Origin of the sequence: Mangrovihabitans endophyticus, from assembly GCF_014646155.1 — a bacterium.
GTDB classification, from domain to species: domain Bacteria; phylum Actinomycetota; class Actinomycetes; order Mycobacteriales; family Micromonosporaceae; genus Actinoplanes; species Actinoplanes endophyticus.
This window is the reverse complement of record NZ_BMMX01000089.1, coordinates 1-7,020: the sequence shown is the minus strand read 5'-3', so window position 1 is coordinate 7,020 and position 7,020 is coordinate 1. Positions and strand designations below refer to the sequence as shown.

Annotated in this window: 4 protein-coding genes; 3 read left to right on the top strand and 1 reads right to left on the bottom strand. The window is 71.5% G+C overall.

All coding sequences use genetic code 11. The features are described 5' to 3' along the window. Positions 1-241: 241 nt before the first annotated feature. The 3 genes from pgi to IEY73_RS32325 are packed head-to-tail and all read left to right on the top strand — an operon-like array spanning position 242 to position 4,485. Positions 242-1,876: a glucose-6-phosphate isomerase gene (pgi, locus tag IEY73_RS32335; protein WP_189083157.1), complete on the top strand. Its 1,635-nt coding sequence runs from the start codon at positions 242-244 to the stop codon at positions 1,874-1,876. Positions 1,877-1,901: 25 nt separating this feature from the next. Beyond that, entirely contained in the window at positions 1,902-2,981 is a 1,080-nt protein-coding gene (locus tag IEY73_RS32330) for a winged helix DNA-binding domain-containing protein (protein ID WP_189083156.1), read from the top strand. A gap of 16 nt (positions 2,982-2,997) precedes the next feature. Beyond that, positions 2,998-4,485 carry a serine hydrolase domain-containing protein gene (locus IEY73_RS32325; RefSeq protein WP_189083155.1) on the top strand — a complete coding sequence of 496 codons (1,488 nt, stop codon included), beginning with the start codon at positions 2,998-3,000 and terminating at the stop codon, positions 4,483-4,485. On the opposite strand, the gene IEY73_RS32320 is transcribed toward IEY73_RS32325, so the two are convergent. Beyond that, positions 4,386-7,020, bottom strand: a 2,635-nt coding sequence (locus tag IEY73_RS32320; protein ID WP_189083154.1) for a putative bifunctional diguanylate cyclase/phosphodiesterase, incomplete at its 5' end; no start/stop codon positions are given. The two genes, IEY73_RS32325 and IEY73_RS32320, sit on opposite strands and share 100 nt — an antisense overlap.

Genomic DNA, 7,020 nt, shown 5'->3' with positions numbered 1-7,020 from the left:
CGGGCACGGCAGGCGCGGGCACGGCAGGCGCGGGCACGGCAGGCGCGGGCACGGCAGGCGCGGGCACGGCAGGCGCGAGCAGGGCGGGCCCTGGGGGCCGGGCTGGGGCAGGGCTCTTCCGTCGCCCGTGGGGGTCGGGCTCGTGCCGCCGCCACGCGCGTGGCTGAATGACGGCGCGGTGCCGCGGTTCGTGCCACGATGGCATCGGCAAGTTCGGGTAGGGAGCGGGAGCGCAGAAGCGATGAGCGAGCACGTGTCCGACAGTCACGAGTGGCAGACGCTGCAGGGCCACGCCGAGAAGTTCGCGGCGGTGCACCTGCGAGAGCTGTTCGATGCCGATCCGCGGCGGGGTGCCCGGCTCAACGCGCAGGTCGGCGATCTCTACGTGGACTACAGCAAGAATCTTGTCACCGACGAGGTTCTCACCGCGCTGCACGCGCTCGCCGAGCGGGCCGGGCTGGGCGAGCGGATCGGGGCCATGTTCTCCGGCGCGCACATCAACGCCACCGAGGACCGCGCGGTGCTGCACACCGCGCTGCGGCTGCCGCGCGACGCCACGCTGGTGGTGGACGGCCAGGACGTGGTGGCCGACGTGCACGAGGTGCTGGACCGGATGGGCGCGTTCAGCGACCGGATCCGCTCCGGGGAGTGGACCGGCGCCACCGGCAAGCGCATCACCACCGTGGTGAACATCGGCATCGGCGGCTCCGACCTGGGACCGGTGATGGCGTACGAAGCGCTCAAGGCGTACGCGGATCCGCGGATCGAGTGCCGGTTCGTGTCCAACATCGACCCGACCGATCTGCATGCCACGACGCACGACCTGGACCCGGCGAGCACCCTGTTCGTGGTGGTGTCCAAGACCTTCGGCACGCAGGAGACGCTGACCAACGCCACCGAGGCGCGCAACTGGCTGCTGGCCGGGCTGGGCGGCGACGCCGGGGCGGACGCGGTCGCCAAGCACTTCGTGGCGGTCAGCACCAACGCGGAGCGGGTCGCCAGCTTCGGCATCGACACCGAGAACATGTTCGGCTTCTGGGACTGGGTCGGCGGCCGGTACTCGCTGCCCTCGGCGGTCGGCCTGTCCGTGATGATCGCCATCGGCAAGGAGCAGTTCGGCCAGATGCTCGGCGGGTACCACACCGTCGACGAGCACTTCCGCACCGCACCGCTGGAGCGGAACGTGCCGGCCCTGCTCGGCCTGCTCAACGTCTGGTACGACACGTTCCTGGGCGCGCAGTCGCACGCCATCCTGCCGTACGCGCAATATCTGCACCGGTTCGCCGCCTACCTGCAGCAGCTCACCATGGAGAGCAACGGCAAGTCGGTGCGCCTGGACGGCACGCCGGTGGACTACCAGACCGGCGAGGTCTTCTGGGGCGAGCCGGGCACCAACGGCCAGCACGCGTTCTACCAGTTGATCCACCAGGGCACGAAGCTCATCCCGGCGGACTTCATCGGATTCAGCGAGCCGAACCACGACATCGCGACGATGCACGACCTGTTCATGTCCAACTTCTTCGCGCAAACCCGGGCGCTGGCCTTCGGCCGCACCGCCGAGCAGGTGGAGGCGGAGGGGGTGCCCGCGGCGACCGTGCCGCACAAGGTGATGCAGGGCAACCACCCGACCACCACGATCATCGCGCCGAAGCTGACCCCGGCGACGTTCGGGCAGCTCGTCGCGCTGTACGAGCACATGACCTTCACCCAGGGCACCATCTGGCAGATCAACTCCTTCGACCAGTGGGGCGTGGAGCTGGGCAAGGTGATGGCGAACCAGCTCGCGCCGCTGCTGACCGGCGAGTCGGACGAGCCGGCGGGCGATTCGTCGACCGCGGCGCTGATCGAGCACTACCGACGGCAGCGCGGCCGGTAGCAAACCTGGGGCTTAGGCTGGGCCGATGAACCCGCTCGCAGCACGTCTGACCAGCCTTCTCCTGCATCCGGACGGGCGCCGTCCGGGCACCGTGGCGGAGATCGCCGAGTGGTTCGGGGCGATGCAGGCGCAGGACCTCGCCAGCGTCCTGTGGTCCCTCGGCGTGCGGCTGCCCGGCGCCACGCTCACCGGCGTGCAGAAGGAACTCGAGGACCGCGCCGTGCTGCGGACCTGGCCGATGCGGGGCACCGTGCATCTGGTGCCCGCCGCGGACGCCCATTGGATGCTGGAGCTGATGGGCGTCCGGGCGCTGGCCGGCGCCGCGAAGCGGCGGGAGACCATCGGCTTGGCCGCCGACGTCGCCGACCGGGGCGTGCAGGTGCTCGGGTCGGCGCTGGCCGGCCGGCGGCTGACCCGGGCCGAGTGCCTCGCCGCGCTCGCCGAGGCGGGGGTGCCGGTGAGCGGTCCGCAGGGGTATCACATGCTCTGGTACGCCGCGCAGAACGGTGTCGCGGCGATCGCCCCGAACGTCGGCACCGAGCAGACGTTCGTGCTGCTCGACGACTGGGCGCCGACGCCGAACCGGCCGGACCGGGAGGAGGCGCTGGGCCTGATCGCGCACCGGTTCTTCCGCTCCCACGGCCCGGCCACGGTGGCCGACCTGGCCCGCTGGACCGCTTTGACGGTGCGCGACTGCCGCACCGGGGTCGCCGCGGCCGGGGACGCGCTGGAACAGGTCACCGTGGACGGGCAGGCGATGCTCGCCGACCCGGCGGTGCGCCCGGCGGACGCGCCGGACACCGGATGGCTCGCGTTGCCCGGCTTCGACGAGTACCTGCTGGGCTACAAGGACCGCTCGATGATGCTCGACGACGCCCACCAGCAGGCGATCATCCCCGGCGGCAACGGCGTCTTCCAGGCCACCCTGGTCCGCGACGGCCGGGTGGTCGGCACCTGGAAGCGCACCCTGGGCAAGACGAAGGTCACGGTGGAGGCGCGCCCGTTGGTGAGGTTCGCGGCGGCCGACCGGCACGCGGCGGAGCAGGCGCTGCGGCCGTACGCGGAATTCTTGGAACGGCCGCTGGAAGTCCGCTGGCCCGGATAGTGCAGAAAGCGATACGGTGCACCGATTTCTTGCCATCCTGACGCTCGGCCTCATCGCCGCCCTGCCGGCACGTGTGCCCGCGGAATCGCTTGACGATTTCATCGTTCGCGAGATGCCCGGTTCCGGCGCGCCGGGCGTGGCGTACGCCGTCGTGGCCGATGGCCGGGTCACGTCGGTGGGCGCCCACGGTGTCGTCCGGCTCGGAGACGATCGGAAGGTCACGCCGGACACGCCTTTCCTGACGGGTTCGATCTCCAAGAGCTTCACGGCGCTGGCCGTGATGCAACTGGTCGAGGCGGGCACGATCGACCTGGATGCCCGGTTGTCCCGCTATCTTGACGGCTTCGCCGGGCGGCCCGCCGGCGCCGTCACGGTCCGGCAGCTCCTCAGCCACACGAGCGGCTTCTCCACCTTCCAGGGGAACGCCTCGCATGCCGACATCACCCACGGCACCGATGAGCTCGCGCGCCGGGTTGACCGGCTTGCGGAGGTGACTCCGGCCCACCGGCCAGGACAGCGGTGGGAGTATTCGAACACGAACTACGAGATCCTCGGCCGCCTGGTCGAAGTCGTGAGCGGGCGGGAATACCAGTCCTACGTCGCCACCGACATCCTGGAGCCGATCGGCATGACGCACAGCTTCGTCGCCGACGGCGAGATTCACGAATCCATGGCGACCGGGCACCGGCCATGGTTCGGCAGCGAGCGACCGCTGCCCGACAACAGGACCCACCGGGGCACCGCTCCGCAAGGCGGAATCGTCGCGAGCGCCACCGATCTGGCGCTGTACATGAACGTCATGATGAATGGCGAGGACGACGTGCTGAGCGCCGATGGTAAGGCGCTGATGATGCGCCCGTCGGACGAGGCGTCGCCGTTCTATGGCTTTGGCTGGTTTGTGGATCCGGGTGCCGGGCGTGTCTGGCATTCCGGCGCGAGCCCCGGTTTCGAGTCGGACGCGACGATGATTCCGGCCGCGAAAAAGGGCGTTGTCGTGCTGGTCAACGGGGGCAGCGGCATGGGCTTCGGCGAGACGAGCCGGCTGCGCAACGGCATCACCGCCATGACGCTGGGCCTCGACGACCCGGGCGAGGGGTCCCGATGGCAGCAGAAAGCCGTGTTCATCGGTTTGGTGCTGCTGCCGCTCCTCTATCTTCTCAGCATGATCTGGGCGTGGCTGCACCGCGCCGAGCTTCGCGCCAAGGCGGGCGCCTCCGGCCTGTTCAGCCTGTGGTTCCCGGTGCTCACCACGCTCGTCGCGGCGTGGGTCATCCTCAGCCTGGCACCGCGCCTGATCGGCTCACCACTGGGCACGATACGCCTGTTCCAGCCGGACGTCGGCCTGGTGCTCATCGCCTCCGCCGTGACCGGCGTGCTGTGGGCCGTGCTCAGACTGGGGGTGGCCTACACCGGCAGGACCGGCGCGCCCGACGGGCGGCCCGGCACGCCCGTCTCCAGCAGGCGCGCCGCCTCGGAGGCCGGCACCGGCCGGGACAGCAGATAGCCCTGCGCCACGTCGCAGCCCATCTCGGAGAGCAGCTCCAGTTGGGTCTGGTTCTCCACCCCCTCGGCCACCGTGGACATGCCCAGGCTCTGGCCCAGCCGCACGATGGTGCGCACCAGGGCGACGTCCTCGCTGTCGCCGCCCAGCCGGTCCACGAACGAGCGGTCGATCTTCAGGGTGTCCATCGGGAAGCGGCGCAGGTACGCCAGCGACGAATATCCGGTGCCGAAGTCGTCCATCGCCAGCACCACGCCGAGTTCCTTGAGCCGGCGCAGCCGGGCGATGTTCTCCTCGGTGTCGGTGAGCAGCACACTCTCGGTCATCTCCAGGCACAGGTGCCCGGCGGGCATGCCGGTGTCCGCCAGCACCTCGGCGACCTGGGCGGCGAGATCCCCGTGGTCGAACTGGCGCACCGAGACGTTGACCGCCATCTTGAGCCGGCGGGTGGTCCCAGCGCCCCACGCGACCGCCTGCCGGCACGCCTCCTCCAGTACCCATCGACCGAGCGGGACGATCAGGCCGGTCGCCTCCGCGATGCCGATGAACTCGAACGGGGACACCATCCCGCGGACCGGGTGCCGCCAGCGCACCAGCGCCTCGAAACCGGTGATCTCCCCGGTGCTCAGGCTCACCGTCGGCTGATAGTGCAGCACCAGTTCGCCCCGGCCCAGCGCGGCGCGCAGGTCGGCCTCCAGCTCCAGCCGTCCGACAAGCGCATCGTGCATCTGCGGGCGATACCCGGCGACGCGGTTGCCGCCGCCGGACTTGGCCTCGTACATCGCCAGGTCCGCGTTGCGCAGCAATTGCCCGGCGTCGCCCGCGTCGGCGTCCGACGCGATGCCGATGCTGGTCCCGACGTGCAGCTCCCGGCCACCGACGGTGAACGGTTCGCGCAGCGCGGCGACGATGCGCCGGGCCACCGCCTCGGCGTCGGCGTGCGCGGTGACCGACTGCACCAGCACGCCGAACTCGTCGCCACCGAACCGCGCCACCGTGTCGTCCTCGCGCACCGACTCCAGCAGCCGCCCGGCGACCCGGACCAGCAACTGATCGCCGGCCACGTGCCCCAGGCTGTCGTTGACTTCCTTGAACCCGTCCAGATCCAGGAACAGCACCGCCACACCGTCGCCCTGGCCGGCGGCGGCCATCGCGGCCTCCAGCCGTTCGGCGAACAGGGCGCGGCTGGCCAGCCCGGTCAGTCCGTCGTGGTAGGCCTCGTGCACGAGCTGCTCCTGCAACTCCTTGGCGTCGTGCACGTCGCGGGTGTTGAAGACGATGCCGCCGACCGACGGGTCGTGCAGCAGGTTCGTCATGGTCATCTCGGCCTGGCGGCGGCGCCCGTCGGCATGTGGCAGCGTCACCTCGACCACCGCGCTGGCCTGCGGCCGGTCCCGCACCGACGCGAGCGCCGCCTCGATCCGGGCCCGCGCCGGGCCGTCCACCATGTCGATCAGGCGCCGCCCGATCAGCGCCCGAGCCGGCCATCCGAAGATCCGCTCGATGGAGTCGCTCTGGAAGCGCACGGTGGAGTCGGCCTCCAGCACCGCGACCGACTCCGAGCTCTGCAGTACCAGAGCCCGGAATCGCTGCTCGCTGGCGTACAGCTCGGCGGTGCGCCGCGCCACCCGGTCCTCCAGGTTCGCCGTGAGGTACCGGTTCTCCAGCAGGGTGAGTAGTTGCCGGGCCACGATCAACGCGATGAGCGCCGACCGGCACGCGGCGAAGAACGCATCGGTGCGGCCCCCGTCGTCATGCCAGACCAGGCCGGCCAGCAGGGCGGCCAGCACCGCGGCGTACGGGGTGAGCAGTCCCGGCCGCAGCCGCGCCTGCCCCGCGCCGTTCGCCGCCTCGTCGCCGGTCCCGGCAGACACCGCTGCGGTGGCGGCGCCCGAGATCGCTCCGCCGGACGCAGCGGCGCCGAAGACCACGGCGAATCCGGCGAACCGGCTGAGGTCCGCCCACGGCCCGGGACCGGTGCCGGCCAGCGCCAGGTGCGCGACCAGGCCGTCGGCGAAGCCCACCGCCAGCAGCGCGCCCGCCGCGACGGCGAGCGCGCGACCGTCCGGGCCGACGCGCCGCCGCAGCGTGGGCATCGAGAGCACGACGGTCACCAGCACCACGTCGGCCGCCTGATAGCCCACGGTCACCCACAGCGCGGCGCCTGTCGTGTCGCCGTCCAGCACCGGACCCAGCACGAAGATCCAGCTCACCAGCAGCGCGGACGTGGCGATCATCAGCAGGTCGACCAGCCCGCGTACGCGATGGGCGGTCGACTGCGGCGCCACCGGCACGATCAGCAGGGCGGTCGCGACGAGCACCACCATGCCGAGGTAACCGATATCCGGCGGGCCGGGGAAGCGCACCGCCGTGCCGGGCAGCACGGCGGACACGATCCGGTCGGCTTCGCCCAGCGCGTACACCGCGGCGCCCGCGCCGAGGCCGGCCCAGGTCCAGCGAAGCCGACCGGTGCGCGCCCGCGCCCGGCGCAGGCCCGCCACCGCCGCGGCCAGCACCGCCGGCACGGCGGCCAGGCCG